The 26,166-nt window shown below is 54.4% G+C and carries 26 protein-coding genes; 18 read left to right on the forward strand and 8 right to left on the reverse strand.

The window, feature by feature from the left end; genetic code table 11:
- Window positions 1-224 precede the first annotated feature (224 nt).
- The 5 genes from FDX09_RS05835 to FDX09_RS05855 all read left to right on the forward strand — a co-directional run bounded on the left by FDX09_RS05835 (window position 225) and on the right by FDX09_RS05855 (window position 7,627).
- Window positions 225-866 (forward strand): hydrolase, encoded by a 642-nt coding sequence (locus FDX09_RS05835; protein WP_003021513.1) that lies wholly within the window; start codon window positions 225-227, stop codon window positions 864-866.
- A gap of 173 nt (window positions 867-1,039) precedes the next feature.
- Window positions 1,040-1,585, forward strand: a complete 546-nt coding sequence (locus FDX09_RS05840) for an antibiotic biosynthesis monooxygenase (RefSeq protein WP_038638169.1) — start codon at window positions 1,040-1,042, stop codon at window positions 1,583-1,585.
- 21 nt (window positions 1,586-1,606) lie between these two features.
- Entirely contained in the window at window positions 1,607-3,475 is a 1,869-nt protein-coding gene (locus tag FDX09_RS05845) for an amidohydrolase (RefSeq protein ID WP_137346917.1), read from the forward strand.
- Between the two features lie 136 nt (window positions 3,476-3,611).
- Window positions 3,612-6,233, forward strand: coding sequence for a DUF2339 domain-containing protein (locus FDX09_RS05850; RefSeq protein ID WP_137346918.1), 2,622 nt, complete (start codon window positions 3,612-3,614; stop codon window positions 6,231-6,233).
- Complete coding sequence (locus FDX09_RS05855) at window positions 6,230-7,627, forward strand: DUF3999 domain-containing protein (protein ID WP_137346919.1); 1,398 nt, start codon at window positions 6,230-6,232, stop codon at window positions 7,625-7,627. The genes FDX09_RS05850 and FDX09_RS05855 overlap by 4 nt, the downstream gene beginning before the upstream one ends.
- 48 nt (window positions 7,628-7,675) lie before the next feature.
- On the opposite strand, the gene FDX09_RS05860 is transcribed toward FDX09_RS05855, so the two are convergent.
- Together FDX09_RS05860 and acpH are read right to left on the reverse strand one after the other, a co-directional pair.
- Complete coding sequence (locus FDX09_RS05860; RefSeq protein WP_003021524.1) at window positions 7,676-8,278, reverse strand: peroxiredoxin; 603 nt, start codon at window positions 8,276-8,278, stop codon at window positions 7,676-7,678.
- A gap of 168 nt (window positions 8,279-8,446) precedes the next feature.
- Entirely contained in the window at window positions 8,447-9,028 is a 582-nt protein-coding gene (gene acpH, locus FDX09_RS05865; RefSeq protein ID WP_137346920.1) for an ACP phosphodiesterase, read from the reverse strand.
- A gap of 90 nt (window positions 9,029-9,118) precedes the next feature.
- On the opposite strand from acpH, the gene queA reads away from it, so the two are divergent.
- From queA to FDX09_RS05900, 7 genes are all read left to right on the forward strand, one after another.
- On the forward strand, window positions 9,119-10,189 hold the full coding sequence (queA, locus tag FDX09_RS05870; RefSeq protein WP_038638182.1) for a tRNA preQ1(34) S-adenosylmethionine ribosyltransferase-isomerase QueA: 1,071 nt from the start codon (window positions 9,119-9,121) through the stop codon (window positions 10,187-10,189).
- 53 nt (window positions 10,190-10,242) lie between these two features.
- Window positions 10,243-11,370 carry a tRNA guanosine(34) transglycosylase Tgt gene (gene tgt, locus FDX09_RS05875; RefSeq protein ID WP_003021535.1) on the forward strand — a complete coding sequence of 376 codons (1,128 nt, stop codon included), beginning with the start codon at window positions 10,243-10,245 and terminating at the stop codon, window positions 11,368-11,370.
- A 22-nt stretch (window positions 11,371-11,392) separates the two neighbouring features.
- A complete protein-coding gene (yajC, locus tag FDX09_RS05880; protein ID WP_003021544.1) occupies window positions 11,393-11,725 on the forward strand; it encodes a preprotein translocase subunit YajC in 333 nt (110 codons plus the stop codon).
- Between the two features lie 27 nt (window positions 11,726-11,752).
- Window positions 11,753-13,600, forward strand: a complete 1,848-nt coding sequence (secD, locus tag FDX09_RS05885) for a protein translocase subunit SecD (RefSeq protein ID WP_071888113.1) — start codon at window positions 11,753-11,755, stop codon at window positions 13,598-13,600.
- A 10-nt stretch (window positions 13,601-13,610) separates the two neighbouring features.
- Window positions 13,611-14,582, forward strand: a complete 972-nt coding sequence (gene secF / locus FDX09_RS05890) for a protein translocase subunit SecF (protein WP_038638190.1) — start codon at window positions 13,611-13,613, stop codon at window positions 14,580-14,582.
- 179 nt (window positions 14,583-14,761) lie between these two features.
- The gene (locus FDX09_RS05895; RefSeq protein WP_069323951.1) at window positions 14,762-15,127 is read left to right on the forward strand and encodes a VOC family protein; all 366 of its coding nucleotides are present in this window, start codon (window positions 14,762-14,764) and stop codon (window positions 15,125-15,127) included.
- A 23-nt stretch (window positions 15,128-15,150) separates the two neighbouring features.
- Window positions 15,151-15,843, forward strand: coding sequence for a YafY family protein (locus FDX09_RS05900; RefSeq protein ID WP_137346921.1), 693 nt, complete (start codon window positions 15,151-15,153; stop codon window positions 15,841-15,843).
- Between the two features lie 44 nt (window positions 15,844-15,887).
- Here FDX09_RS05900 and FDX09_RS05905 read toward each other — a convergent pair whose 3' ends face one another.
- Both FDX09_RS05905 and FDX09_RS05910 read right to left on the reverse strand, forming a co-directional pair.
- Window positions 15,888-16,751, reverse strand: a complete 864-nt coding sequence (locus tag FDX09_RS05905) for a nucleoside-specific channel-forming protein Tsx (RefSeq protein WP_003021561.1) — start codon at window positions 16,749-16,751, stop codon at window positions 15,888-15,890.
- 298 nt (window positions 16,752-17,049) lie between these two features.
- Window positions 17,050-17,589: a DUF3251 domain-containing protein gene (locus FDX09_RS05910; RefSeq protein ID WP_069323953.1), complete on the reverse strand. Its 540-nt coding sequence runs from the start codon at window positions 17,587-17,589 to the stop codon at window positions 17,050-17,052.
- Between the two features lie 154 nt (window positions 17,590-17,743).
- Between FDX09_RS05910 and nrdR the strand changes: the two genes are divergently transcribed.
- The 6 genes from nrdR to pgpA all read left to right on the forward strand — a co-directional run bounded on the left by nrdR (window position 17,744) and on the right by pgpA (window position 21,849).
- On the forward strand, window positions 17,744-18,193 hold the full coding sequence (nrdR, locus tag FDX09_RS05915; RefSeq protein WP_016152032.1) for a transcriptional regulator NrdR: 450 nt from the start codon (window positions 17,744-17,746) through the stop codon (window positions 18,191-18,193).
- Window positions 18,194-18,196: 3 nt separating this feature from the next.
- Window positions 18,197-19,300 carry a bifunctional diaminohydroxyphosphoribosylaminopyrimidine deaminase/5-amino-6-(5-phosphoribosylamino)uracil reductase RibD gene (ribD, locus tag FDX09_RS05920; RefSeq protein ID WP_038638204.1) on the forward strand — a complete coding sequence of 368 codons (1,104 nt, stop codon included), beginning with the start codon at window positions 18,197-18,199 and terminating at the stop codon, window positions 19,298-19,300.
- Window positions 19,301-19,390: 90 nt separating this feature from the next.
- Complete coding sequence (gene ribE, locus FDX09_RS05925) at window positions 19,391-19,861, forward strand: 6,7-dimethyl-8-ribityllumazine synthase (protein WP_003021575.1); 471 nt, start codon at window positions 19,391-19,393, stop codon at window positions 19,859-19,861.
- A gap of 19 nt (window positions 19,862-19,880) precedes the next feature.
- Window positions 19,881-20,300 (forward strand): transcription antitermination factor NusB, encoded by a 420-nt coding sequence (gene nusB, locus FDX09_RS05930; protein ID WP_000801129.1) that lies wholly within the window; start codon window positions 19,881-19,883, stop codon window positions 20,298-20,300.
- A gap of 75 nt (window positions 20,301-20,375) precedes the next feature.
- The gene (gene thiL / locus FDX09_RS05935; RefSeq protein ID WP_038638205.1) at window positions 20,376-21,353 is read left to right on the forward strand and encodes a thiamine-phosphate kinase; all 978 of its coding nucleotides are present in this window, start codon (window positions 20,376-20,378) and stop codon (window positions 21,351-21,353) included.
- Window positions 21,331-21,849 (forward strand): phosphatidylglycerophosphatase A, encoded by a 519-nt coding sequence (gene pgpA / locus FDX09_RS05940; protein ID WP_038638206.1) that lies wholly within the window; start codon window positions 21,331-21,333, stop codon window positions 21,847-21,849. Before thiL ends, pgpA begins: the two co-directional genes overlap by 23 nt.
- Window positions 21,850-21,906: 57 nt before the next feature.
- Here pgpA and yajO read toward each other — a convergent pair whose 3' ends face one another.
- The 4 genes from yajO to xseB are packed head-to-tail and all read right to left on the reverse strand — an operon-like array spanning window position 21,907 to window position 25,967.
- Window positions 21,907-22,881, reverse strand: a complete 975-nt coding sequence (gene yajO, locus FDX09_RS05945; RefSeq protein WP_042310115.1) for a 1-deoxyxylulose-5-phosphate synthase YajO — start codon at window positions 22,879-22,881, stop codon at window positions 21,907-21,909.
- 56 nt (window positions 22,882-22,937) lie between these two features.
- Complete coding sequence (dxs, locus tag FDX09_RS05950) at window positions 22,938-24,800, reverse strand: 1-deoxy-D-xylulose-5-phosphate synthase (protein WP_038638211.1); 1,863 nt, start codon at window positions 24,798-24,800, stop codon at window positions 22,938-22,940.
- A gap of 24 nt (window positions 24,801-24,824) precedes the next feature.
- Window positions 24,825-25,724, reverse strand: a complete 900-nt coding sequence (gene ispA / locus FDX09_RS05955; protein WP_038638213.1) for a (2E,6E)-farnesyl diphosphate synthase — start codon at window positions 25,722-25,724, stop codon at window positions 24,825-24,827.
- Window positions 25,725-25,967: an exodeoxyribonuclease VII small subunit gene (xseB, locus tag FDX09_RS05960; RefSeq protein WP_038638224.1), complete on the reverse strand. Its 243-nt coding sequence runs from the start codon at window positions 25,965-25,967 to the stop codon at window positions 25,725-25,727. It abuts the gene before it with no gap.
- Between the last annotated feature and the right edge of the window lie 199 nt (window positions 25,968-26,166).

Consider the following 26,166-nt stretch of genomic DNA (forward strand, 5'->3'; position numbering starts at 1 on the left):
AAAAACAATGCCAGTGAATAAATTAGATGAGTCATGCGCATTTTTTTGATGTTGTTTAGGATATATCGCAACACAGAATTAATAGTTTCACAGGATGGTTAGTTTTTTTTAATAACTCGTTAGAAATTTCCCGCTATACTCAACAAGCTTTCTGATTCAGGATCCTGCTGCTGACGGCAGATACAGACCGTTGCCTTTTAACTTATTGATTAAGAAGGTGTGTTATGTCTATTCGGGAACTGATTGACCCTCAAAACTCTACGCTGATTTTTATTGATCATCAGCCGCAAATGTCATTTGGTGTGGCAAATATTGATCGCCAGACTTTGAAAAATAATACCGTGGCATTAGCGAAAGCCGGCAAGATATTTAATGTTCCAGTGATTTATACCTCTGTGGAAACAAAAAGTTTTAGCGGCTATATCTGGCCGGAATTGTTAGCGGTTCACCCCGATGTGAAGCCTATTGAACGCACGTCTATGAACTCCTGGGAAGATGCGGCGTTTGTGAAAGCCGTGGAAGCGACCGGGCGCAAAAAATTGATTATCTCCGCGCTGTGGACCGAAGTCTGCCTGACCTTCCCGGCGCTGATGGCGCTGGAAGCGGGTTATGAAGTGTATGTGGTGACCGACACGTCCGGCGGCACGTCTGTGGATGCCCACGAGCGTTCTATTGACCGGATGGTGCAGGCGGGCGCAGTCCCCGTAACCTGGCAACAAGTTCTTCTTGAGTACCAGCGTGACTGGTCCCGCAAAGAAACCTACGACGCCGTAATGGATTTGGTGCGCGAGCATAGCGGCGCCTACGGTATGGGCGTGGATTACGCCTATACCATGGTGCATGGCGCGCCGGAACGTAAAGCCTAAATACACTTCATCCTTCATGCTGCCTCTTTGTTGGCTTCGCTTGCGTACCCCGGTCACTTACTGATGTAAGCTCCCGGGGATCCACAACCTTGCCGCCTCGATGCACCATGAATGATTTTGTGTATTGCTTTCCTGGCCTAAGCGGTCTGTTTCCTCTCAACAAGGAACCCTTCATGGCGCAGAACAAACATGTGACGTTGGTGATTACCCATACCCTGCAGCCTGAGCAGGCGCGGCGGTATGAGCAGTGGCTGGGGAAAATCATGCCGGTGGCGGCCGAGTTTCCCGGTCATCTCGGGGCGAATGTGATTCGCCCTGCGGAGGGCGAGAATCTGTGGAACATTATTATCCGCTTCGACACGCTGGAGCATCTGTACAACTGGACCCAGTCCGATACGCGCCGTGTGCTGGTGGAAGAGATAGCTCCGCTGCTGGCAGAAGGTGACAAAACCGAAATTCGTACCGAAGCGGCGTTCTGGTTTACGCCGCCCGCGCCCCATGTACGCCAGCCCAGGCGCTGGAAACAGTTCCTGATAACTCTGCTGGTGATTTTTCCCAGCACTAACCTGGTGCCGTGGTTGACCGGCATTGTGCTGCCTGCAATGAAGGGCTCGTTACTCCTGCATCTTATCAATGATGCGTGTGTGGTTGCGCTGGTGGTCTGGTTCTGGATGCCCATCGTAACCCGTCTGTTTGCCGGATGGCTGAAAAAAGCCTGACCGGTTTCTCAGGAGATTGTTATGTCGCAAACTGCCACACTGATTCTGACTCACGGAAAAATTCATACTCTCGACAGACAAAGCCCACAGGTCGAGGCGGTCGCGATCGCCAACGGGAAGATCCTGGCGACCGGTAACCACGACCGGATCATGAGCTTTGCCGCCGAAGGGACGCAGATTGTCGATCTGCAAGGACATACGGTGATCCCCGGCTTAAATGATTCACACCTGCACCTGATTCGCGGTGGTCTGAATTACAACCTGGAACTGCGTTGGGAAGGCGTACCGTCGCTGGCGGATGCACTACGCATGCTCAAAGAGCAGGCTGACAGAACACCGTCGCCGCAATGGGTGCGCGTGGTAGGCGGCTGGAGCGAATTCCAGTTTGCCGAACGGCGCATGCCGACTCTGGAAGAACTGAATGAAGCCGCGCCAGATACCCCGGTATTTGTTCTGCATCTGTACGACAGAGCGTTGCTGAATCGCGCGGCGCTGAAAGCCGTGGGCTACACCAAAGCGACGCCGGATCCGGCAGGCGGTGAGATTGTGCGTGATAGCAACGGCAACCCGACCGGAATGCTGATCGCCAAACCCAACGCCATGATCCTTTATTCGACGCTGGCAAAAGGGCCAAAGCTGCCGCTGGAAATGCAGGTCAATTCGACCCGCCAGTTTATGCGCGAGCTGAACCGTCTGGGACTGACCAGCGCCATCGATGCGGGCGGCGGCTTTCAGAACTACCCGGAAGATTACGAGATCATTGAGCAGTTGCACGCCAACAAGCAGATGACGGTGCGCATCGCCTACAACTTGTTTACTCAGCGTCCTAAGCAGGAACTGGAGGACTTTGAACGCTGGACCGATATGCTCAAGCCCGGACAGGGCACCGATTTCTACCGTGCTAATGGCGCAGGGGAAATGTTGGTCTTCTCGGCCGCTGATTTTGAAGATTTCCTGCAACCACGTCCGGATCTGCCGGAAGGTATGGAAGAAGAACTGGAACGCGTGGTTCGCCACCTGGTGGAGCATCGCTGGCCGTTCCGTCTGCATGCCACCTATGATGAATCCATCAGCCGCATGCTGGATGTGTTCGAGAAGGTGAATCGCGATATCCCGTTCAATGGCCTGCACTGGTTCTTCGATCACGCCGAAACGATTACCGAACGCAATATCGAGCGCGTCAAAGCGTTGGGCGGCGGGATAGCGGTTCAGCACCGAATGGCGTTCCAGGGGGAGTATTTTGTCGATCGCTATGGCAAAGACGCGGTCAAGCATACGCCGCCGGTGGCGAAAATGCTGGCGGCTGATGTTCCGGTAGGGCTGGGGACTGACGCCACCCGCGTGGCCAGCTATAACCCGTGGACCGCGCTGTACTGGCTGGTTTCGGGCCGTACCGTTGGTGGTATGGCGATGTATGATGATAACAATCGCCTGCCGCGCGATGTGGCGCTGGAACTGTGGACGGCCGGTAGCGCCTGGTTCTCCAGCGAACAGGGTAAGAAAGGGCGTATCGAGAAAGATCAACTGGCCGACCTGGTGGTGCTGTCTAAAGATTATTTCAGCGTGCCGGAAGAAGAGATCAAAGGCATCGAGTCGGTGATGACTATTGTCGATGGTAAAGTCGTGTACGCAGCCGGGCATTTCACTCCGCTGGCACCGCCAGCCATTCCGGTTGTGCCGGACTGGTCGCCGGTGGTGAAGGTGCCGGGGCACTATCGCTCAGCGCCGCCTGCTGCGGCGAAAATTGGCGCAATGGTACAGATGCACCAGTGCTGTGGTAGCTGCGGCGTACACGGTCATCAGCATGACATCGCGCGTAAGTCGGGGATTCCGGTGTCAGATGACAGGGCTTTCTGGGGCGCGCTGGGTTGTTCCTGCTTCGCGTTTTAATCTCTCATCACAGCCCCTGGCCAAACGCAGGGGCTGATTGGATTTTCTGAAAAGCGGGTCATAGTGTTAACAGATATGGCACAGCTGCAACAATTTGTGTCATTCTGGTCTGTCTTTACACAGTGAAGGTGGAAACATGGATGAGCTGCTAACCCTTGGCTGCATTGTTTTATTCTTCGCGTTGGTCGTGGTTCCTGGTCTCGCGATCGTGGCATACAGACGCAGTGCGGCGGTACGTTCTGAGCTGGCGGCCTTGCGCCGTCGGGTAGAGGAACTTGAGCTGCGCGGTGTAGCGTCAGAGTCTGTGGCACAGGCTGCCGCCGATGCGCCAACGCCTGCGATGAGCAGCGTGGCGCCGGAACCTGACGCTGAGCCGACGCCTGAACCCGTTAACCCGTGGTCTTCACAGCAAAAACCGGATAAAGCGGCGGTCTCCACGCCCAACGCCCAGCGGCCTTCTGCTTTTGGCGGGGTGATATCATCGCTGGTGCGCTGGTTTATGCAGGGCAACCCGTTGGCAAAGCTCGGTATATTGCTCCTGTTCCTGGGACTTTCTTTCCTGCTGCGTTACACCGTCGAACATTCTCTGTTTCCGCTTGAGCTGCGCCTGGTGGCGGCCGCGCTGTTTGCTATTGTCCTGTTGGCGCTGGGCTGGCGGTTGCGGCATAAGCAACCGGTCTATGCGCTGATCTTACAGGGCGGGGCCACGGGAGCACTCTATCTCACCGTCTTTGGCGCGTTCCGGCTGTGGCAAATGCTGCCAATGACGCTGGCATTTGCGCTGCTGGTGGCGATTTGCGCGGCGAGCGTGGGTCTGGCTATTTTGCAAAAGGCACTCAGCCTGGCGATGCTGGCAAGCCTTGGCGGCTATCTCGCGCCGCTGCTGCTTTCCTCCGGCGGCGGCAGTCATGTCGCGCTTTTCTCTTTCTATCTTCTGCTCTCGGTCGGCATTCTCGCCATTAGCATCTGGCAGCACTGGCGGGAGCTGAATTTGCTCGGCCTGCTGTTTACCTTTGGCGTTGGCGGTTTGTGGGGGCTGGAGGACTATCGACCTGAGTATTACCTGAGCTGCCAACTGTTCCTGATCGCCAACACCATTATTTTTGGCGTGCTGAGCGTGGCGCTGTCGCTTCGTGCGCAGGAAAAAGGCAAGCAGATTATTGATGGCGTGCTGCTGTTTGCCCCTCCGCTGGTAGGTTTTGGCATGCAGTACGCCATTACGCGGCATATGGCATATGGTCCGGCGCTGAGCGCGCTAGGCTACGGTGGTTTCTATCTGGTGTTGGCGACGCTGGCGTTGCGGCGTTCGTCTTCGCTGGGGAGACCGCTGGTATTGGCTGCCCTGGCGCTTGGCGGCGCATTTACTACCCTGGCTATCCCGTTGGCGCTTTCAGCCCGTTGGACGGCGATGGCCTGGTCGCTGGAGGGACTTGGGATCCTCTGGCTGGGTATCCAACAGCAGCAGCGACGCATGAGTTATAGCGGTACGGCGCTGCTCGTGCTGGCCGTGGGCAGCGCGCTATGGGCGCTGGCGAACGGCACAACTGCGCTCTCAGTGATGCTGATATTTGCCGTGCTTAGCCTCAGTTGGCTGGCTGCCGCATGGCTATGGCGCAGCATTCGGATGCAGGGCAGTTGGGGGCTACTCGCTGGCGGTTTGCTTTTCTGGATTACTGCCCTCGTTGCGGTATCGCAGCTCGTCCTGAAGCAGGAGCGGTGGGTGCTGTCTGGCGTGTTGGCATTAATGGCGGTATCGGTCTGGGGCTGGCGTACGATTGCTGGTCGCCTGGCATGGCGGGAGCTTGATGCCAGTAAATGGCTGTTATGGCCGACGATGCTGGTGATGCTGATGTATCAGATCTCCTGGCAGCAGATTTTTGCTGCGGGCTGGCCGAATCTGGCCTGGTGCGCGGCGCTAATTGTTGCAGTGGCGCTGCTCTGGCGTGACGCACAGATATTACCGCCAACGCTTTCCCGGCTGGCGCATTTGTCATTCTTCTGGATGATTGTACTGGCGCTGGCGGTTGAGCTGTTCTGGTTCGCACAGGCGCTACCGTGGGGGAGGGCCGCGTGGGGAAGCGGCCTGATGATGGCGGCTGGTGGGTTGCTGATTTTCCTGGTTTATCAAGCTGTTCAGCGCAAGCTCTGGCCATTTCGTATCTGGCCAGCCTTATATTCTGTGCAGGCGATGGTTCCCGTTGCGCTGGTGCTGGTCGGTCTGCTCGTGTTGACGAATTTACAGGATGGCGTGGTTTATCGTCAGACGTATCTGCCGTTGCTCAACCCGCTGGAAGAGGGCGCAGCTTTTGCCCTGCTAGGGTTGATCGTGTTTTATCGCGCGTCTGAACGCTATTTCCCGATGCAGCTTTCGGTGTGCCGCCCATGGCCGGTTGTGGCGCTGATGGCGCTCGGCTTTTGGTGGCTTAATGGTTTGTTGCTGCGCGCGTTGTCCTGGTATGGTGAAGTTGCGTGGAATGTACACGCCCTGTGGGATTCGCGGTTGATTCAAACCTGTTTTGCTCTGTTCTGGATGCTAACGGCATTGGTGGTGATGCTGCAGGCAACACGGCGTCGCTCGCGGCAGGAATGGCTGTGTGGAGCCGTTTTGCTGGGGATAGTCATTATTAAACTGATGCTGGTGGACAGCGCGGGAGGCGGCGGTCTGGCGCGCGCGGTCGCGTTTATTGGCGTCGCCATTCTGGTGCTGATTATCGGGTATTTTTCACCCTTACCGCCCAAAGCTGGAGAAGAAAAATGAAATGGATTAAAGCGGTTCTCTGGAGTGCTCTGTTAGGAGCAACCGGCGCGGCGTGGGGCAGTAATACGGTTACGGATGCGCCAGTAGACTACGCGAAGGGCGTGAAGCTCTTAACGCCGGGTTCAGAGCAATGGTATAGCCTGCCTCTGCCTTTAGCGGTGTACCATGAGGCAGTCTGGCCGGATTTACGTGATATCCGGGTGTTCAACCGTCAGGGCGAGGTAGTGCCTTTCACTCTGCTGGCTGAAAAAACGCAGGCAACGTCCCCGAGAACGATTCCTCTGCGCCTTTTTCCGTTTGATTCTACGGTGCAACAGGTGACGCCAAAGCAAGATGATGAAAGCCCCGCGGTCCTGCTTCGTGCTAAAAATGGCATCGAAATTCGCTTCGAAAGTGAAAACCTGCAATCCATCGGGCAGAGTTATTTAATCGCCTTGCCAGACGATGTCAAAGAGACGCCATCGCTGTCCCAGTTGCGTTTGAACTGGGATGCGCCAGCGAAAAACTGGCAGGGAACGGCATCGCTTTATTACAGCCGAGATTTACGTGACTGGAGGTTGATTACAGGAAATGCGCCGCTGATGGATCTGACGCATAGCGACGACCGGTTGAAAATGGACACCTTAGGTGTCGATGATTTGCGCATGTCCGCTGGTGGCGTCCCCTGGCTGTTGCTGATTCTTGATTCGCAAAGCCCTGCGTTAAATCTGACCGGCGTGAGTGCGATAACCCGTGAGGAGCCTCCGCTTACCCGGCCTGTTTCGATGGATGCTGAAGCGGAGAGAATTGCCGAAAACCAGGCGATTTGGCGCTGGTCCAGGCCGCAACCGTTGACCTCATTAAAGATTTCACTGGATTACGAAGGCGTATTGCCGGTTGAACTTGAATGGCGCAAGGGAGAAAAAGACGCCTGGCAGCCTTTAACCCGAACGGTTCTCTACAATCTGGAAAATCAGCATTCGGATGATATTCTACTCTCCGGTGAGTTAGTCGAGGCGGTCCGGATGACGACGCTTCAGGCGCGTTTACCCGCCACCTTACCCGTACTGAGAGGGGAGCGCGACAGCTATAAAGTGATTTTTAACGCGCAAGGCCAAAGCCCGTTTATCCTGGCATGGGGTAACAAAGCGGCGGAACCCGCGAGCATCAGTCTGGCGATGCTGATCCCGGAGGCGTTACGTAAGCACAACGATCCTGACAAAATGCCGCAGGCATGGGAGGATGAACGGGTTACTCTGGGCGGTGAGGATCGGCTGACGGCAACGTCAGTCGCTGAGCAACAAAGCCAGTGGAAAACGCTGTTGGTGTGGGGGGCGTTAATCCTTGGCGTCGCCGTACTGGCGCTGATGGCGTGGCGAATCTGGCGTGAAGTGAAAAAGGGTAATCCGACATAAACCCATAAAAAAGGCCCGCATTGCGGGCCTTTTGTCGATTCATGCCAATTACAGGCTGGAAACGTTCTCGGTCAGGTATTTTGCCACGCCGTCCGGAGACGCGTTCATACCTTCTTTACCTTTTTCCCACTGCGCCGGGCAAACGTCGCCGTGCTCTTCGTGGAACTGCAGCGCGTCAACCATGCGCAGCATTTCATCGATGTTACGACCCAGCGGCAGATCGTTAACCACCTGGTGACGAACAACGCCGTTAGCGTCGATCAGGAAAGAACCACGCAGAGCAACGCCCGCTTCCGGGTGCTCGATGCCGTAGGCTTTCTGGATTTCGCGTTTGATGTCAGCAACCATTGCGTATTTCACCGCACCGATGCCGCCTTTGTCGACAGGGGTGTTACGCCATGCGTTGTGGACAAATTCAGAGTCGAAAGAAACGCCAACAACTTCAACGCCGCGCTTCTGGAATTCTTCGTAACGTTTGTCGAATGCGATCAGTTCAGACGGGCAAACGAAAGTGAAGTCCATCGGCCAGAAGAACAGAACGGTGGTTTTACCGTTGGTATGCTGTTTGAAGTTGAAGTTTTCAACGATCTCACCGCTACCCAGTACCGCAGCTGCTGTGAAATCCGGAGCCTGACGAGTTACCAGTACCATATAATTCTCCTGCAATGTTAAGGGGTTTTTGGAACGCAACGCGGGCCAGTATAGAGAGTGTTCGTGAATAAGACAAAGAGGCGCTGGCAATCAATGAGACAGGTTTTGTCTATCAATCTTTTACCGGATGGTGGCTAAGGCTTATCCGGCGCGTTATGCGGGCTGCAATCAAAGGGTTTTACGCTGCGCCTGTTCCATCATCTGCGGATAAAACTGCCAGAAACGTTCTTCTAACGCATCATAATGCCTATCCAGGTCATACCATGAGGCGCGCAGGGCATCGAGACGCGGACGGCGGCTGGCCATGCCGTTCAGGACGTTCTGGATAAAATCCATGTCACGATAGCGCTCAAGCCATTTTTCTGACCATATATAGTTGTTTAAGTTAATAAAGCGCGGCGGCGATTCCGGCAAAATTGTGGTCACCTGGGTGCGGGCATAGCGCACAAAGTCTACCAGCGGGAAGTCAGGGGAGATTTCCGCCCAGTGGCGCGACAGAAAGTGATCCCACATCACGTCCAGCGTAATTGGCGCGACGCGGCGCGTTTCGCTACGAAACCACTCTTTGGCTTCACGCACCTGCGGCAGGTTATCGGTCATCACGTCGATACGACGGTGCATGAAGATGCCTTCCACCACCTCAGGCGAAAAATGCGTTTCCGGATTACCCCGGACAAAATCGGCCAGCAGATTGCCGGAAAGCGAGCTGTCGGCAAGATGAGCGAGATGCAAATGTGCAAGAAAATTCATAGTTAAACGTTTATCCAGAGGGGTAAAGGTTGCAGGGAGAACGCCCCGGCACTAGACTACCCGCCTCTTATTTTAGTCTGAGTCAGTGTCATGCGCGTTACCGATTTCACCTTTGAACTACCCGAATCCCTGATTGCCCACTATCCGCAAGCTGAGCGCAGTAGCTGCCGCTTGCTGTCTTTGGACGGGCCGACGGGCGCGCTGACGCACGGTACTTTCACCGATTTGCTCGATAAGCTCAACCCTGGCGATTTGCTGGTCTTTAACAACACCCGCGTCATTCCAGCGCGTCTGTTTGGCCGTAAAGCCAGCGGCGGTAAGATTGAAGTGCTGGTCGAACGCATGCTGGATGACAAGCGTATTTTGGCACACATTCGCGCCTCGAAAGCGCCGAAGCCGGGTGCCGAGCTGCTATTGGGCGACGATGAAAGTATTAAAGCGACGATGGTTGCCCGTCACGACGCGCTGTTTGAAGTGGCGTTTGACGATGAACGCAGCGTGCTTGATATCCTCAATGCCATCGGCCATATGCCGTTGCCGCCGTATATTGACCGCCCGGACGAAGACGCCGACCGCGAGCTGTACCAGACCGTGTATAGCGAAAAACCGGGTGCCGTCGCTGCGCCGACCGCGGGGCTGCACTTTGACGAGCCGCTGCTGGCGAAACTGCGCGATAAAGGCATTGAAATGGCGTTCGTTACGTTGCACGTCGGCGCGGGTACCTTCCAGCCGGTGCGCGTAGACACTATCGAAGACCACATTATGCACTCCGAATATGCGGAGGTGCCGCAGGATGTGGTTGACGCGGTGCTGGCGGCGAAGGCGCGTGGCAACCGCGTGATAGCCGTGGGAACAACGTCCGTTCGCTCACTGGAAAGCGCGGCGCAGGCTGCAAAAAACGATCTCATTGCGCCGTTCTTCGGTGATACGCAGATATTTATTTATCCAGGCTATAAATACCAGGTGATTGATGCCCTGGTCACCAACTTCCACCTGCCGGAATCGACGCTGATCATGCTGGTTTCTGCGTTTGCTGGTTATAAAAACACCATGCACGCCTACCACGAAGCGGTAAAAGCGGAATATCGCTTTTTTAGTTACGGAGATGCGATGTTTATCACGTACAATCCGCAGGCTATTTCTGAGCGTGTCGGGGAATAAATTTCCGGCATGAGTATTTAACGTCGGACTGTTTTTCTGACGCAGGAGTTAAGATGAAATTTGAACTGGACACCACAGACGGTCGCGCGCGTCGCGGCCGCCTGGTTTTTGATCGTGGCGTAGTGGAAACGCCTGCATTTATGCCGGTCGGTACTTACGGCACCGTAAAAGGCATGACGCCGGAAGAAGTTGAAGCCACCGGCGCGCAGATCATTCTCGGCAACACTTTCCACCTGTGGCTACGCCCGGGTCAGGAAATCATGAAACTGCACGGCGATCTGCACGATTTCATGCAGTGGAAAGGGCCAATCCTTACCGATTCCGGCGGCTTCCAGGTTTTCAGTCTGGGCGATATCCGCAAGATCACCGAGCAGGGCGTGCATTTCCGCAACCCGATCAACGGCGATCCGATTTTCCTCGATCCTGAGAAGTCAATGGAGATTCAATACGATCTCGGTTCCGATATCGTGATGATCTTCGACGAATGTACACCGTACCCGGCCGACTGGGACTATGCTAAACGCTCAATGGAGATGTCTCTGCGTTGGGCGAAGCGCAGTCGCGACCGTTTTGACAGTCTCGGCAACAAAAATGCGCTTTTTGGCATCATTCAGGGCAGCGTTTACGAAGATTTACGTGATATCTCTGTCAAAGGTCTGGTAGATATCGGCTTTGATGGCTACGCTGTCGGCGGTTTGGCTGTCGGTGAGCCGAAGGAAGATATGCACCGCATTCTGGAGCATGTTTGCCCACAGATTCCGGCAGATAAACCGCGTTACCTGATGGGCGTCGGCAAACCAGAAGATCTGGTTGAAGGCGTACGTCGCGGTATCGATATGTTTGACTGCGTGATGCCAACGCGAAATGCCCGTAATGGTCATTTGTTTGTGACTGACGGCGTGGTAAAAATTCGTAACGCGAAACATAAAAGCGACACCAGTCCGCTCGATGCTGAGTGTGATTGCTACACCTGTCGCAATTATTCGCGCGCTTACTTGCATCATCTCGACCGTTGCAACGAAATATTGGGCGCGCGTCTCAACACGATTCATAACCTTCGCTACTACCAGCGTTTGATGGCGGGTTTACGCAAGGCTATTGAAGAGGGTAAATTAGAGAGCTTCGTGACCGATTTTTACCAACGTCAGGGTCGACCAGTTCCACCTGTGAACGTTGATTAATTTTAATAATGAGGGAATTTGAATGAGCTTTTTTATTTCTGATGCGGTAGCGGCAACAGGTGCTCCGGCGCAGGGCAGCCCGATGTCTCTGATTCTGATGCTGGTGGTGTTTGGTCTGATTTTCTACTTTATGATCCTGCGTCCGCAACAAAAGCGTACCAAAGAACACAAAAATCTGATGAACTCCATTGCGAAAGGCGATGAAGTGCTGACTAACGGTGGTCTGGTGGGTCGCGTGACCAAAGTAGCAGAATCTGGCTACATCGCTATTGCGCTGAACGATACCACTGAAGTGGTTATTAAACGTGATTTCGTAGCTGCCGTTCTGCCGAAAGGCACCATGAAGGCGCTGTAATTTATTGTTTTCCCAAAGGGAACTGCCGTGTTAAACCGTTATCCTTTGTGGAAGTACATTATGCTGGTCGTCGTGATTGTCGTCGGCCTGCTTTACGCACTTCCCAACCTGTATGGTGAGGATCCGGCTGTTCAAATCACTGGCGTGCGCGGTGCCGCCGCCAGTGAGCAAACGCTGATCCAGGTCCAGAAAACGTTACAAGAAGATAAAATCACACCTAAGTCTGTGGCTCTGGAAGAGGGTGCTATTCTTGCGCGCTTCGACTCCACTGATACCCAACTGCGCGCACGTGAAGTGCTGATGGGCGTGCTGGGCGATCAATACGTCGTGGCGCTTAACCTTGCTCCGGCAACCCCGCGCTGGCTGGCAGCCATTCACGCAGAACCGATGAAACTCGGTCTTGACCTGCGTGGTGGCGTTCACTTCCTGATGGAAGTGGATATGGACACCGCGCTGAGTAAGTTGCAGGAACAAAATATCGATAGCCTGCGCAGCGATCTGCGTGAAAAAGGCATTCCTTATACTACCGTTCGTAAAGAAGATAACTACGGCCTGAGCATCACCTTCCGTGACAGCAGCGCCCGTGATGAAGCTATCTCTTATCTGAGCAAGCGTCACCAGGATCTGGTTATTTCCAGCCAGGGCAGCAATGCTCTGCGTGCGGTGATGACCGATGCGCGACTGAGTGAAGCCCGTGAATACGCGGTACAGCAGAACATCAATATTCTGCGTAATCGTGTGAACCAGTTGGGTGTTGCTGAGCCGGTTGTACAACGTCAGGGTGCTGACCGTATTGTCGTCGAACTGCCGGGTATCCAGGATACCGCGCGCGCGAAAGAAATTCTGGGCGCAACCGCGACGCTGGAATTCCGTCTGGTAAACACCAACGTTGACCAGTCTGCTGCGGCATCCGGGCGCGTGCCGGGTGATTCGGAAGTGAAACAGTCTCGTGAAGGTCAGCCGGTTGTGCTGTACAAACGCGTGATCCTGACTGGTGACCATATCACCGATTCCACTTCCAGCCAGGACGAATACAATCAGCCGCAGGTTAACATCTCGCTGGATAGCGCGGGTGGTAACATCATGTCCAACTTCACCAAGGACAACATCGGTAAGCCGATGGCGACCCTGTTTGTGGAGTACAAAGACAGCGGTAAGAAAGATGCCAACGGTCGCGCCGTGCTGGTGAAACAGGAAGAGGTGATTAACATCGCCAACATCCAGTCTCGCCTGGGTAACAGCTTCCGTATCACCGGTATCAACAACCCGAACGAAGCGCGTCAGCTTTCTCTGCTGTTACGTGCCGGTGCGTTGATCGCGCCGATTCAGATTGTTGAAGAACGTACCATCGGCCCAACCCTGGGTATGCAGAACATCAAACAGGGTCTGGAAGCCTGTCTGGCCGGTCTGGTGGTGTCTATCCTGTTCATGATCTTCTTCTATAAGAAGTTCGGCCTGATTGCGACCAGCGCGCTGATCGCTAACCTGGTGCTGATTGTCGGCATTATGTCGCTGTTGCCGGGAGCTACGCTGAGTATGCCGGGGATTGCGGGGATCGTCTTAACCCTTGCCGTCGCGGTCGATGCTAACGTACTGATCAACGAACGTATCAAAGAAGAGTTGAGTAACGGTCGTTCGGTGCAGCAGGCCATCAATGAAGGTTATGCGGGCGCATTTAGCTCCATCTTCGATGCGAACATTACGACGCTGATTAAGGTCATTATCCTGTACGCAGTCGGCACCGGGGCAATTAAAGGGTTCGCGATTACTACCGGTATTGGGGTAGCGACGTCGATGTTTACCGCAATTGTCGGTACACGTGCCATCGTAAACCTGTTGTATGGCGGCAAGCGCGTCAAAAAGCTGTCAATCTGAGGAGTGCGAAGTGGCACAGGAATATACTGTTGAACAATTGAACCACGGCCGTAAAGTCTGGGACTTTATGCGCTGGGACTACTGGGCTTTCGGCATTTCAGGTTTTCTGCTGATCGCGGCCATCGTGATTATGGGCGTGCGCGGCTTTAACTGGGGTCTCGATTTCACCGGTGGTACGGTCATTGAAATCACGCTGGAAAAACCAGCTGAAATGGACGTGATGCGCGATGCGCTGGAGAAAGCGGGCTTTGTTGATCCGCTTCTGCAAAACTTCGGCAGCAGCCACGACATTATGGTGCGTATGCCGCCAACTGAAGGCGCAGACGGCGGTCAGGTGCTGGGTAGCAAAGTGTTGAGTGTGATTAATGAATCCACCAACCAAAACGCCGCGGTGAAACGAATTGAATTCGTGGGGCCGAGCGTGGGTGCAGACCTGGCGCAAACGGGTGCGATGGCGCTGATGGCGGCGCTGATCTCAATCCTGGTGTACGTCGGTTTCCGCTTTGAGTGGCGATTGGCTGCAGGGGTAGTTATCGCGCTGGCGCACGACGTAATCATCACACTTGGGATCCTGTCGTTGTTCCATATCGAGATTGACCTGACTATCGTCGCATCGCTGATGTCGGTAATCGGTTACTCGCTGAACGACAGTATCGTCGTCTCTGACCGTATTCGTGAAAACTTCCGCAAAATTCGTCGCGGTACGCCTTACGAAATCTTTAACGTGTCATTGACGCAGACGCTGCACCGTACGTTGATTACGTCCGGTACGACGTTGATGGTTATTCTGATGCTTTTCCTGTTCGGTGGTCCGGTACTGGAAGGCTTCTCGCTGACCATGCTTATCGGTGTTTCCATCGGTACCGCGTCTTCTATCTACGTGGCATCGGCGCTGGCGCTGAAGCTGGGTATGAAGCGTGAGCATATGCTGCAGCAGAAGGTCGAGAAAGAAGGGGCGGATCAACCGTCGATTCTGCCTTAAGCGACGCAGAGCGTGTGAAGCGTAAGAACTGGAATCCCGATCGCAAGGTCGGGATTTTTTTTTGCTTGTGCTTTAGCGGCTGAGCATTATCTTTTTCTGTCGCCACACTACTGACAGTATGCTGTCAGTAGCCCTGTCTTATAGTCCTTCTGAGATTACCCACACAGGCAGGAGGAAGTATGAACAACGTAATTAACTGGTTTGAAATCCCCGTGGCACAAATGGAGCGCGCCATCGCTTTTTATGAGCCAGTGATGCAGGTTTCTTTGCGTCGGGAGAATATGGACTGCGCCGAGCTGGCCGTATTCCCGCATCAGGATCCCGCTCCTGGCGGGGCGTTGGCTAAATTTGACGGTATTTCGCCTTCAGCGCAGGGCGCTATTATTTATCTGCATACGGACAATTTGGCTGCCACGCTTGAACGCGTCGCCACCGCTGGCGGTCAATGCGTGTTTGGCCCGCTCGAACTGGGGCAGGACATTGGTACGATTGCGCTATTTACTGACAGTGAAGGCAATCGTGTTGGTTTACATCAACCCGCGTAATATTTTCAGGCCAGAGGATTAAAATGAGTAGACGCGCCGACCGTTTGTTTCAGATTGTACAAATCCTGCGTGGCAGGCGAGTGACAACGGCGGCGCTGCTGGCAGAACGTCTTGACGTTTCTGAACGGACGATTTATCGCGATATCCGCGATCTCTCTTTATCCGGCGTGCCCATTGAAGGCGAAGTGGGCAGCGGATACCGCTTAATGGCCGGGTTTGATCTGCCACCGTTGATGTTAACGCATCACGAATCAGAAGCATTGATGGTCGCGATTCGGTTGCTGAAAACATGGGGCGGGGATTCACTTTCACAGGCACTGGAGTCCGCGCAGGAAAAAGTGCTGGCGATATTGCCGCCAGAAAGTCGCCGCAGGGCCGAGCAAACGCGGATTTTTGCGCCAGATTTTGGTAATCAGCCGCATTCACGCAGTGCCTTCGATCTCATACATCGCGCGGTTTCGGCGCAGCAGACGCTGGCGCTGCATTATCGAGATGAGTCCGGGAACCTCTCCTGGCGCGACGTTCAGCCGCTAGGATTATTTTTCTGGGGCGAGCACTGGCTTCTGGTTGCCTGGTGCGAGAAGCGTGACGATTATCGCTGCTTTCGCGTTGATCGCTGTCTGAAGATCACGCTGCTCGACAGGCATTTTCGTGAATCGTCTGATCGCTCGCTAAGTGACTTTTTACGTAAAGTACGTTGTGAAGACCAGCCGTAAAAAAGCCAGCGGTTAAGCTGGCTTGTCTGCATAAATTGTCTGGATTAGAAGTTGTAACCTACGACCAGATAACCACCCCAACCGGTTGATTTCGCGCTGAAGTCGCCTTCGCCCCAGTTCAGGGTATCCCCACCTTTCCACTGGCCGCCGTTATGGAAATAACGCGCGACTACGGAGTAGTGCCAGTGATCGTAGTTCAGCGCCAGCACGTGGCTGGAAGCGATAGAGTTGCTGGTACGGTTAGGATCATCACCCAAATCTGAACCCCAGTCGAAGTTGGTGAAGCCAATATAGGTCAACTGACCGCCCCAAACCTGGGTGATCGGCACAAAGTATTTCACTTTGAAACGGTAACCATCCCACTCGTTTTCGTTGGATGCGCCATAGTTCTGCCACTGGTATTTAGCATACACGTTCAGGGACAGACCCATCGGCAGACCGGTGTCGATATCGGTACCCAGACCCATATACCAGGTGCTCTGGCGGCTGGCTTTGTTATCACCCATATCGTAGATGTAGTTGTTGGCGAAGTACCATTCTTTGAATGGTCCAAAGCTCAGGTCAGCACCGGTCAGCTTGTCGATGGAGAAACGCGGTTCGATTTCCATAAACAGCGGAGAACCGTCAGACCAGATGCCTTTGTCGTTACCGTTACCCCAGTCGAAGGTTTTCGGGATATCGATGTAGCCATAGAAATCAAACCAGTCTTTTTTGGCAAACGCTTCGTATTCCAGATACACGTCGTTGTTCAGTTTCGGAGAGAAACGGGTGTGGTAGCTGCCCACCACGTTGACGCTTTGGTGCCACCAGTCGGACAGATATTGCGGTTTGTCATTTTCTGCTGCGTTGGCAGTAAAAGACGAGGAGAGCGCCAGCACTGCACCGGCTGCAAGTAATGTTTTTTTCATATGTATGCCACTGTTTGAAATCCCTTTCGGGAGTGAAAAATGCGCAAATTGCGTTTCTAAATATTTCGTAATTCTTCGGAGCCTATTATAAAAATCATTGTTCACAAAAATATGTCTTGTTTCACAGTTCTATCATTTACGTAATCGATTGCGTTCACGTTTGCGTACTTTAGGCGGCGAATTGTACTGGCTCTGATGAATGTTGCCAAGTTTTGCCAGAAATATCGGTTATGTCAGGGGAGTAACAAAAGGGGGCGAATTGATGTTGCGGAACGCACAAAACGTTCCGCAAAAAAGTTTATTGGCTAACAGGCTGTACGTCGTGAATGCGAACAAATCCCAACTGGTCGGGGGAGAGACCATTTATCTGCAACGGAATGTCTACGTCGCTGGGGGCAAGAATACTTGCCGGGGCGTTGACCAGTTGGTTTTGAACATTCACTTCCTGGTAATTCTCTGTAGTACCCTGAATTTGCCCGTACTCTACGGTGGCGCTGAAGGCGGGCAAGGGCGTATTGGACTCGCCCTGAATGCGTAGCGTTAACCGTGTGCCATCGGCGTTTGGCGCAATATTCACCAGCGACATACGTAGCGTGCCGATCTGGCTTTCCAGCCGGGCAGGCGTTTTGGAGCCCGGCAACAGATAGGCGCCACTGGTCGATTTGGCATTCAACATATTTTGTTGCGTAATTTTTACGGTTTCCTGATTAAGCTGCGTCATCTCTTTATTTAGCGTGCTTACGCTTTGATGCATTTGGCGTACTTCGCTTTGCTGCGCGCAGGCGCTAAGACTAAAGAGGCTTCCCACCAGGAGAATTCTTAGGTAACGTCTTGTCATTGTGATTACTTCCTTCATTGTCGCGATAGCATAATGGTAGTGTGCACAGAGCACGAAGGCATCGATCCTTTGTCTCAAAAGCGCTGCGCCTTTGTTGTCACGCCAGTTCAGGGTAAAATAGATTTCTGTGAACCACTGAGGTACAGGACGCCGTATGCATTGCCCATTCTGTTTCGCCGTAGACACTAAGGTAATTGACTCTCGTCTTGTAGGCGAGGGCTCCTCAGTACGCCGCCGTCGGCAGTGTCTGGTCTGTAACGAACGTTTCACCACTTTTGAAGTGGCTGAACTTGTCATGCCGCGCGTTGTGAAGAGCAACGATGTGCGTGAACCCTTTAATGAAGATAAGCTGCGCAGCGGCATGCTCAGAGCGCTGGAGAAACGCCCGGTCAGCTCAGATGACGTCGAAATGGCGTTAAACCATATCAAATCACAACTGCGTGCGACTGGCGAGCGTGAGGTGCCGAGTAAGATGATCGGCAACCTGGTGATGGAGCAGTTGAAAAAGCTCGATAAAGTCGCTTACATCCGCTTTGCTTCGGTTTACCGCAGTTTCGAAGATATCAAAGAATTTGGCGAAGAGATTGCTCGCCTACAGGACTAAGCCATGCAGGATGAATTGTACATGGCGCGCGCGCTGAAGCTTGCTGCGCGCGGACGTTTCACTACTCACCCAAATCCCAACGTCGGCTGCGTGATTGTTAAGGACGGGGAGATCGTCGGTGAAGGATATCATCACCGCGCGGGCGAGCCGCATGCCGAAGTCCATGCCCTGCGCATGGCCGGAGAAAAAGCGCAAGGGGCAACCGCCTATGTGACGCTTGAGCCCTGTAGTCATCATGGCCGTACGCCGCCGTGCTGCGATGCATTGATTGCGGCGGGCGTAGCACGCGTCGTTGCCGCGATGCAGGATCCCAATCCACAGGTAGCAGGTCGTGGCCTCTACCGTTTGCAGCAGGCGGGCATTGACGTCAGCCACGGGCTGATGATGAGCGAGGTTGAGCTGCTTAATAAGGGCTTTCTCAAGCGCATGCGTACAGGATTCCCGTATCTGCAGCTTAAGCTTGGCGCATCGCTCGATGGCCGTACGGCGATGGCCAGCGGGGAAAGCCAGTGGATCACCTCGCCGCAGGCGCGCCGCGATGTGCAACGGCTGCGCGCGCAAAGCCATGCCATTTTAACCAGCAGCGCGACGGTACTGGCCGACGATCCTCAGCTTACCGTGCGCTGGTCGGAGCTTGGGGAGTCAACTCAGGCGAGTTACCCGCAGGAAAATCTGCGCCAGCCGATCCGCATTGTCCTTGATAGCCAGAATCAGGTCACGCCGGAGCACCGAATTGTGCACCAGCCGGGAGAAACCTGGATTGTCCGAACGAAAGACGATACCCGCAGTTGGCCGGAGTCGGTTCGCAGTATCAAGGTGCCGGAACATAACGGGCATGTGGATTTGGTCGTGCTGATGATGCAACTGGGTAAACAGCAAATTAACAGTATTTGGGTGGAAGCTGGCCCAACGCTTGCGGGCGCGTTATTACAGGCCGGTTTGGTGGATGAGCTAATCGTGTATGTTGCGCCTAAACTGTTAGGCAGCGATGCGCGAGGATTATGTGTGCTGCCTGGGCTTGAGAAACTGGCCGACGCCCCCCATTTCAAATTCAACGAGATACGCCAGGTGGGCCCGGACGTTTGCCTGCATTTAACCACTGCGTGAGGCTTTCTGAATTAGAGGAAGCAGCGCCCAGAATATTATGATAAAATCCGCCCCCCTTACGGGGCCATAAATCGAACCCGAAGGAAGAATATGAACATTATTGAAGCTAACGTTGCTACTCCGGACGCTCGCGTCGCCATCACCATTGCGCGTTTCAACAACTTTATCAATGACAGCCTGCTGGAAGGTGCGATCGACGCCCTGAAACGTATTGGCCAGGTTAAAGATGAAAACATTACCGTCGTTTGGGTTCCAGGCGCGTATGAGCTGCCGCTGGCGGCTGACGCGCTGGCGAAAACCGGTAAATACGATGCGGTGATTGCGTTAGGTACGGTGATCCGTGGCGGTACCGCGCACTTCGAATATGTGGCTGGCGGTGCAAGCAATGGCCTGGCGCATGTCGCGCAGGACAGTGGCATTCCGGTAGCCTTCGGTGTACTGACCACCGAAAGTATTGAACAAGCCATCGAACGTGCTGGCACGAAAGCCGGCAACAAAGGCGCAGAAGCTGCACTGACTGCGCTTGAAATGATTAATGTATTGAAAGCCATCAAGGCCTGATTTTTGTAAGGGGAAATCCGTGAAACCTGCTGCTCGTCGCCGCGCCCGTGAGTGTGCCGTCCAGGCGCTCTACTCCTGGCAGTTGTCCCAGAACGACATCGCTGATGTTGAATACCAGTTCCTGGCGGAACAGGACGTTAAAGATGTCGACGTTCTGTATTTCCGTGAGCTGCTGTCCGGGGTGGCGACTAACAGCGCGTACCTGGATGGATTAATGAAGCCTTACCTGTCTCGTCTGCTGGAAGAGCTGGGTCAGGTAGAAAAAGCCGTACTGCGTATTGCGCTGTTTGAACTGTCTAAACGTAGTGATGTGCCGTACAAAGTGGCTATCAACGAAGCGATTGAACTGGCGAAAACCTTCGGCGCCGAAGACAGCCATAAATTCGTTAACGGCGTACTGGATAAAGCAGCACCTGTGATTCGCCCCAACAAAAAGTAATCCCGAGGCCGGCGGAGAGTGGAACTTGTTTCCGCTATCCCCGGCTTTTTCTTTTTTTCTGCTGAGGCATAACGTATGGCATGCGGCGAATTTTCCCTGATTGCCCGTTATTTTGATCGCGTAAGAACGTCTCGTCTTGATGTCGAAACCGGTATTGGCGACGATTGCGCACTCCTGAACATCCCTGAAAAACAGACATTGGCGATCAGTACCGATACGCTGGTGGCAGGCAACCACTTCCTCCCCGACATTGATCCTACCGATCTGGCCTGGAAAGCCCTGGCGGTGAATTTAAGCGATCTGGCGGCGATGGGGGCCGATCCTGCGTGGTTGACGCTGGCACTGACGTTACCCGACGTTGATGAAGCCTGGCTTGAAGCTTTCAGCGATGGCCTGTTTGAACTCCTTAATTACTACGATATGCAGCTGATTGGCGGTGATACCACGCGTGGGCCGCTGTCGATGACGTTGGGTATTCATGGCTACGTTCCCGTTGGGCGAGCCTTAAAACGTTCCGGGGCAAAACCGGGCGACTGGATTTATGTGACCGGCACGCCGGGCGACAGTGCGGCGGGACTGGCGATTTTGCAGGACCGACTGCAGGTGACAGAACCAAAAGATGCGGAGTATCTGCTGCAACGCCACCTGCGCCCAACTCCGCGTATTTTACAGGGACAAGCCCTGCGCGATCTGGCCAGTGCGGCTATCGATCTCTCCGACGGCCTGATTTCCGATCTGGGGCATATCGTCAATGCCAGCGGCTGCGGCGCGCGGGTTAACGTTGACGCGCTGCCATATTCCACGGCATTCGCCCAACACGTTGAGCCTGAACAGGCGCTGCGCTGGGCGCTCTCGGGGGGGGAAGATTATGAGTTATGCTTTACCGTACCGGAAATCAACCGTGGCGCGCTGGACGTCGCGCTGGCACATCTCGGGACCTCGTTTACCTGCATCGGTCAGATGAGTGCGGATGTTGAAGGCGTTCACTTTACGCGCGATGGAAAACCCGTCACGTTCGACTGGAAAGGATATGACCATTTTGCCGCGCCTTAAAAAAGATGTCGCCAAAAGCCGCCTGAATATGCGTAATCCGTGGCATCTGTTAGCCACCGGTTTTGGTAGCGGGCTGAGTCCAATTATTCCTGGCACCATGGGATCGCTGGCGGCGATCCCTTTTTGGTATTTAATGACATTTCTGCCATGGCAGCTGTATTCGCTGGTGGTCATGCTGTCTATCTGTATCGGCGTTTATCTGTGTCATCAAACGGCGAAAGACATGGGCGTGCACGATCACGGCAGCATTGTCTGGGACGAATTTGTCGGTATGTGGATAACCCTGATGGCGCTACCGACCCTCGACTGGCAATGGGTTGCCGCCGGATTTGTGATTTTCCGTATTCTGGATATGTGGAAGCCGTGGCCGATTCGTTGGTTCGATCGCAATGTGCATGGCGGGACGGGGATCATGATCGACGATATTGTCGCCGGGATACTCTCTGCAGGTATTTTGTATTTTATCGGCCATCACTGGCCGATCGGTATCATTTAACGGGGTTGCCGGATAGCGGCGTAAACGCCTTATCCGGCTTACAATCTACAATCGCGCTTATTTAAATCCCACTACCGGGTGCTGTTTATACGGCGTCTCCAGCTCGGCAATTTGCTCCGGCTTCAGCGTTAAATCCACCGCATTGAGCAATTCATCCAGTTGTTCTTCACGCGATGTACCGATAATGGGCGCAGCCACGCCTGGTTTGCTCAGCAGCCATGCCAGCGCGACCTGCGCCCGCGTAACGCCCAGCTCCTCACTGATGCCAGCCAGCCGGGCGGCAATTTGCGCGTCGTTTTCATCGCTCTCGTTATATAAATTTTTACCGACTTCATCGGAAACCAGACGTGCGGTCGTTTCTCCCCACGGGCGGGTCAGGCGACCACGCGCCAGCGGACTCCACGGGATCACCGCGACACCTTCCTGATAGCAGAGCGGCAACATTTCGCGTTCTTCTTCGCGGTAGATCAAGTTGTAGTGATCCTGCATGCTGACGAACTGCGCCCAGCCGTGTTGCTTCTGCAAGGCCAGCGCCTGAGCAAACTGCGAAGCATGCATGGATGAGGCGCCGATATAGCGAGCTTTACCGGCTTTGACTACATCGTTAAGGGCTTCCAGCGTTTCCTCGATTGGCGTGTTGTAATCCCAGCGGTGAATTTGCAGGATGTCTACATAGTCCATGCCCAGGCGTCTGAGGCTGTCGTCGATTGAGCGCAGGATTTGTGCGCGGGATAATCCTTCTGCTAAATCATCCACCTGGTGAAAAACTTTGGTCGCGACCACGACATCTTCGCGGCGGGCGAAATCACGCAGCGCGCGGCCGACAATCTCTTCGCTGCTGCCAGCGGAGTAGCTGTTGGCGGTATCGAAAAAGTTAATGCCGCCCTCAAGGGCGTGTTTGATTATCGGGCGGCTGCTCTCTTCAGGCAGCGTCCAGGCGTGATTACCGCGATTGGGCTCGCCAAACGTCATGCAGCCCAGGCAAAGGCGGGAGACCCGGAGGTCGGTTTTTCCTAAGGTGTTGTATTGCATTCATTCGCTCCTGCTTAGCGTGTTATTCATTAAGCATAGCAGGAGCGGGGAGGGGATTATGCCAGCCAGGCCTTGATTTTGGCCTCAATGCCTGCGGCATTAAGACCCAGATCGGCGCGAGCCTCATCCTGAGTGCCCTGTGGGATGAAGAAGTCAGGCAGGCCGATGTTCAGCACCGGAACGGGCTTGCGATGGGCCATCAACACTTCGTTTACGCCACTGCCTGCGCCGCCCATAATGGCGTTCTCTTCAATAGTAACCAGCACGTCGTGTCGGGCCGCCATTTCGAGGATCAACGTTTCATCCAGCGGTTTCACAAAGCGCATGTCAACCAGCGTGGCGTTCAACGACTCTGCGACCTGAGCAGCTTCCGGCATCAGGGTGCCAAAGTTAAGAATCGCCACTTTCTCCCCGTGACGCTTCACGATGCCTTTACCTATTGGCAGGTGTTCCAGCGGCGTCAGCTCAACGCCCACCGCATTACCGCGTGGATAGCGCACGACCGATGGCCCGTTGTTGTAGTGATAGCCGGTAAACAGCATCTGGCGGCATTCATTCTCATCGCTCGGGGTCATAATGACCATTTCCGGGATGCAGCGCAGGAAGGAGAGATCGAACGCCCCCTGGTGGGTTTGCCCATCTGCGCCAACGATACCAGCCCGGTCAACGGCGAACAGGACCGGCAGTTTCTGGATGGCCACATCATGCAGCACCTGATCGTAGGCGCGTTGCAGGAAGGTAGAGTAAATAGCCACGACCGGCTTGTAGCCGCCAATCGCCAGACCTGCTGCAAAGGTCACTGCATGCTGCTCGGCAATCGCCACATCGAAGTAGCGGTCCGGGAACTTACGTGAGAATTCCACCATACCGGAGCCTTCGCGCATCGCCGGGGTAATCGCCATCAGCTTATTGTCTTTCGCTGCGGTCTCACATAACCAGTCCCCGAAGATTTTTGAATAGCTTGGCAGGCCGCCGCTGCTTTTCGGCAGACAGCCGCTGGATGGATCGAATTTGGGTACGGCGTGGAACGTGATCGGGTCTTTTTCCGCTGGCTCATAGCCACGACCTTTTTTGGTCATGATGTGCAGGAACTGCGGGCCTTTCAGATCGCGCATGTTCTTCAGCGTGGTGATAAGTCCCAGCACGTCGTGCCCGTCCACCGGGCCGATATAGTTAAAGCCCAGCTCTTCAAACAGCGTGCCCGGCACGACCATGCCTTTGATGTGTTCTTCGGTACGTTTGAGCAGCTCTTTAATCGGCGGTACGCCGGAGAACACTTTCTTCCCGCCTTCGCGCAGCGAAGAGTAGAGTTTGCCTGAGAGTAATTGCGCCAGGTGATTGTTCAGCGCGCCGACGTTCTCTGAAATCGACATTTCGTTGTCGTTGAGGATAACCAGCATATCGGGCTTAATATCACCCGCATGGTTCATCGCTTCAAACGCCATCCCGGCGGTGATAGCGCCGTCGCCAATCACACAAACGGTACGGCGATCTTTGCCTTCTTTCTCGGCGGCAACCGCAATACCAATGCCAGCGCTAATGGACGTTGAGGAGTGCCCAACGCTCAGTACGTCATACTCACTCTCACCGCGCCACGGGAACGGATGCAAACCGCCTTTCTGACGAATGGTGCCGATTTTATCGCGGCGGCCGGTCAGAATTTTGTGCGGATAAGCCTGATGTCCCACATCCCAGATTAACTGGTCAAACGGGGTGTTATAGACGTAGTGCAGCGCGACGGTAAGTTCCACCGTGCCCAGACCAGAGGCGAAGTGCCCGCTGGAACGGCTCACGCTGTCGAGCAAATAGCGGCGCAGTTCGTCGCAAAGCTTTGGCAGGCTCTCTTTTGGCAGCAGGCGTAACTCCTGGGTGGAGTCGACCAGCGCCAGGGTCGGGTATTTGGCTATATCAAAACTCATCGCAAGCTCATGGGATATGTTGGTTTATTTATCACGCTGGATTATATAGTCCGCTAGCGCTTCCAGTGCCGAGGTATCGAGTGACTGCGCGGCCAGTAAACTTAGCGACTGGCGGGCATCCTCGATTAAATCCCGGGCTTTATTCCGGGCTTGCTCAAGACCCAGAAGTGCAGGATAGGTACTTTTGCCAAGCTGCTGGTCAGCACCCTGACGTTTACCCAATGTTGCAGTATCGCCTACCACATCCAGTATGTCATCCTGAACCTGGAAGGCCAGACCGATGCTTTCTGCGTATTTGTCGAGTATTGCCAGGCATTCCCGCCCTTTATCGCCTGCGCTTAATGCACCCAGACGCACGGCGGCGCGAATCAATGCCCCGGTTTTATGGCGGTGAATACGCTCCAGCGCATCCAGCGCAACCTGATGGCCTTCCGCTTCCAGATCCAGCGCCTGGCCGCCGCACATGCCGGCGATACCGCTGGCCTGCGCCAGTTCAGAGATCATCGCGATGCGGTCACGGTCAGATACTTCCGGCATCGGGGCGTCGCTGATAATGGAAAACGCCAGCGTTTGCAGCGCATCTCCGGCCAGGATCGCGTTTGCCTCGCCAAATTTTACATGGCAGGTTGGCAGACCGCGGCGCAGGTCGTCGTCGTCCATCGCGGGTAAATCATCATGCATCAGCGAATAGGCATGGATGCACTCGACGGCGGCAGCGGGAGCATCAAGCGTACTCAGGCTGACGCCAAACATCTGACCGGTCGCATACACCAGGAATGGGCGCAGACGTTTACCGCCTAATAATGCGCCATATTGCATGGTTTCGACCACGGGAGTGTTCTGAAAGGGCAGTGGCGTGATAAAACGGCTCAGTGCCTGATTGGCCTGCTCAACGCAAGCCTGTAGCTGCTGCGTAAAATCCATTTACTCATTATCCGGTGTAAAAGGCGTAAGGGCGGCGTCTTCGGTGTCTGACAGCAGGATTTGTACGCGCTGTTCAGCCTGTTGCAATTTGACCTGTCCCTGACGCGCCAGTTGTACGCCACGTTCGAATTCGTTCAGCGCTTCTTCCAGCGGCAGGTCGCCGCTTTCCAGGCGGGTAACAATCTGTTCCAGCTCGCTCAGCGCTGTTTCAAAACTGGCTGGCGCTTCATTTTTCTTCGGCATAATGAATGTCTGACTCTCTGTATTGGCAGCACAAGACTATGGTAACGGACTCGCACTGATAAGCAAATAACGCGCAATGGTAAGGCGATGTGCACAGGATGACCATGATAGTGGTATACTTGCGCGCCTGGATGCAGCCGCAGGGTATGGGCTGCTGTATTTTTTTCCATTACAAGTCATTCAGACTTGCCAAAGAACC

This window comes from Citrobacter sp. wls717, assembly GCF_005280955.1.
GTDB lineage: Bacteria > Pseudomonadota > Gammaproteobacteria > Enterobacterales > Enterobacteriaceae > Citrobacter > Citrobacter werkmanii.